We start from the raw sequence: 1729 nt of genomic DNA, 5'->3' as shown, positions 1-1729 counted from the left end.
CGTCTGGTGTATGACGGTGTAGACCGTAAAAACAAATGGATAGAAGGTGTCCTGTGTGGGGCGCTGTCTTGGGGTATTTCGAGTGGGCTGGAACTGTTTGGTATCCCCAGCAGTGCAGCGCCCTTCGCGGGTGGGCTGGTGGGTTTTATTGGCGTTGAGAAAATCCGCGAGTTTGCTATCCGCACCATTAATAAACGGTTGGGAGATAAACAGTGACCAGAGACCAAAATTATGTAGATGCTGTTCTGTCATTTGACTTATTCGAGGGTGATTTCGGTGACGGTTCTGAGCGTTGTCTGAAAGACAAAATCGGCGTAACCCGCAAAGAAGCTCGCTGTCATATCTGTGATGAAATCATTCCCCCTAAATCTACTGTCCGGCTGTCTACATGGGTTTTTGATGGTGAGATTATGCATTATCGCTGTTGTACTACCTGTTGCGATGCAATGGCGAGCAGCGTTAACGGCGATGATGATGAATTCACCCTCATTGAAGGGCGTTATGAGATTGGCGAGATATCCCGGATGAACAGATGGTGGCAATCATGACCAGAGGCCTGCGCAATAACAATCCCGGCAACATTGACCATAATCCGGCGAATAAATGGCAGGGTCAGTTACCGCATGACCGGAATATCGAAAAGCGGTTCTGTCGTTTCGAATCGCCTGAATTGGGTATCCGGGCACTGATAAAACTGCTCATTAATTACCACGGTAACGGTTACAAGAGTGTGGCCAAGATGATAAACCGCTGGGCACCAACCAATGAAAACAACACCTCAGCCTATATCAAAGGTGTTGCTCAGTCGTTGGGTGTCGATCCTCACCAAGTTATTGCAGTGAACAAAACGACGCTGATTGCGCTGGCGAAGTCCATTATCTACCACGAGAACGGCAAGCAGCCTTATTCTGAGGCGACGTTTGAAAAAGCGTTTGAACTGTTATGAGATGGCAATTGTACGTATTTATTGTCATTTCTGTATCATTGCTGGCCGCGCTTTGGGTAGTAGTGAAGGGTTATGAGGAACTCAGCAGGAAATATAAAGAATTGTCTGATGATTTCTCTAAACAAACCGCCCTCATCACCAACCAGCAAGCCCGCATCCAGCACCTTGCAGAACTGGACACCCGTCATACGGAGAAACTCGCCAATGATAAAACTGAAATTGACGTTCTTCGGGCTGATGTTGCCGCTGCTCGTCGCAAGCTGCGCATCCAAGCAACTTGCCCCGTGCGTGAAACCCCTGCCTCCGGCAGCGTGGGCAATGCAGGAGACCCACAACTTACCGAAGCAGCTCGACAAGATTATTACCGTCTCCGAGAAATGATGGCAGAGAACGAGCGGCAAACTAAATATTTGCAGGACTATATTAAAACACAGTGTCAGTGAGCCTCTGAGCAATCAGGGGCTTTTTATTAGGTGCAATTCCACCATATTGAACCCTATTCCTTTACCCATTCCCTTGAGTGGTTAAAGCAATAACCCATGCCATCACCCCGTTCCTACCGCGTACCCAACGCATACGGTCTGGTGGCATTTTTAATTTCACTGCGCACCGCAGCGCTAATTTAAACATCGAGCCTTTATTTAGGAATGAGCCTTTGAGGAATCAGCTAGAACTGATGCTACTCGATGGGCTGATTTCCTATTGCGGCAAAGGTTCATTACCTAAGTTAAGGATAAGCATCGTGACTACAGCATTAACTTTTAAAGAGCACGAAATCGTTCC

4 protein-coding genes are annotated in these 1729 nt (G+C 47.6%); all 4 read left to right on the top strand.

The window, feature by feature from the left end; genetic code table 11:
- On the top strand, positions 1-216 hold a 216-nt coding region (locus AACQ81_RS02785; RefSeq protein ID WP_237388460.1), incomplete at its 5' end, for a phage holin, lambda family.
- Positions 213-548: a hypothetical protein gene (locus AACQ81_RS02780; RefSeq protein ID WP_237388459.1), complete on the top strand. Its 336-nt coding sequence runs from the start codon at positions 213-215 to the stop codon at positions 546-548. The genes AACQ81_RS02785 and AACQ81_RS02780, both read left to right, overlap by 4 nt.
- The gene (locus AACQ81_RS02775) at positions 545-946 is read left to right on the top strand and encodes a structural protein (protein WP_237388458.1); all 402 of its coding nucleotides are present in this window, start codon (positions 545-547) and stop codon (positions 944-946) included. Before AACQ81_RS02780 ends, AACQ81_RS02775 begins: the two co-directional genes overlap by 4 nt.
- 8 nt (positions 947-954) lie before the next feature.
- Positions 955-1389, top strand: a complete 435-nt coding sequence (locus AACQ81_RS02770; protein ID WP_237388457.1) for a lysis protein — start codon at positions 955-957, stop codon at positions 1387-1389.
- Positions 1390-1729 lie beyond the last annotated feature (340 nt).

The sequence above is a fragment of the Xenorhabdus sp. Sc-CR9 genome, assembly GCF_963897815.1.
Classification (GTDB): domain Bacteria; phylum Pseudomonadota; class Gammaproteobacteria; order Enterobacterales; family Enterobacteriaceae; genus Xenorhabdus.
The sequence above is the reverse complement of the archived record's forward strand: the minus strand, read 5'-3'. Positions and strand labels throughout refer to the sequence as shown.

Bases quoted from the DNA above. Each gene is read 5' to 3' on its own strand.
- AACQ81_RS02775 (WP_237388458.1), top strand. From the start codon at position 545: ATGACCAGAGGCCTGCGCAATAACAATCCCGGCAACATTGACCATAAT.